This is a genomic window from Thermodesulfovibrionales bacterium (genome assembly GCA_026417875.1).
GTDB lineage: Bacteria > Nitrospirota > Thermodesulfovibrionia > Thermodesulfovibrionales > CALJEL01 > CALJEL01.
Genome location: JAOACK010000013.1, coordinates 1 through 412, shown reverse-complemented (window position 1 = coordinate 412; position 412 = coordinate 1). Strand labels below are relative to the sequence as shown.

The window sequence follows — 412 nt, the reverse complement described above, 5'->3', positions numbered from 1 at the left end:
TGCTCTCACAACAATTATTGTGGAATATCAATTTATTCAGATAACCACCGCCTAGCAAATTTTATCCAGTCTTCTGAGACAAAAAACTTTACAATAACTAAGGCAGGTGCTGGAAGTGGAAGGGTAATAAGTGACCCAGGAGGAATAGACTGTGGTGATGACTGCAGTGAGAATTATTTAATCAACACTTATGTCAGTCTTAGAGCAATACCTGAGCCAGGAAGTGTATTTTCAGGCTGGCTCGGTAATGATGACTGCGATGATGGTAATGTTCTCATGAATGAAGACAGAACATGTATTGCCCTTTTCAGCACCCAGACAGACTACTGGCTAAAGACCTTTGGCACAATGGATAATAATGAGGCCTCATCAATACTCTCACTTCCTGATGGCTCAATGGTCATTGCAGGCA

Annotated in this window: 1 protein-coding gene; it reads left to right on the top strand. The window is 41.5% G+C overall.

Translation table 11 applies throughout. The features are described 5' to 3' along the window. A partial coding sequence (locus N2257_03910) for a hypothetical protein (GenBank protein MCX7793540.1) occupies window positions 1–412 on the top strand: 412 nt, incomplete at both ends.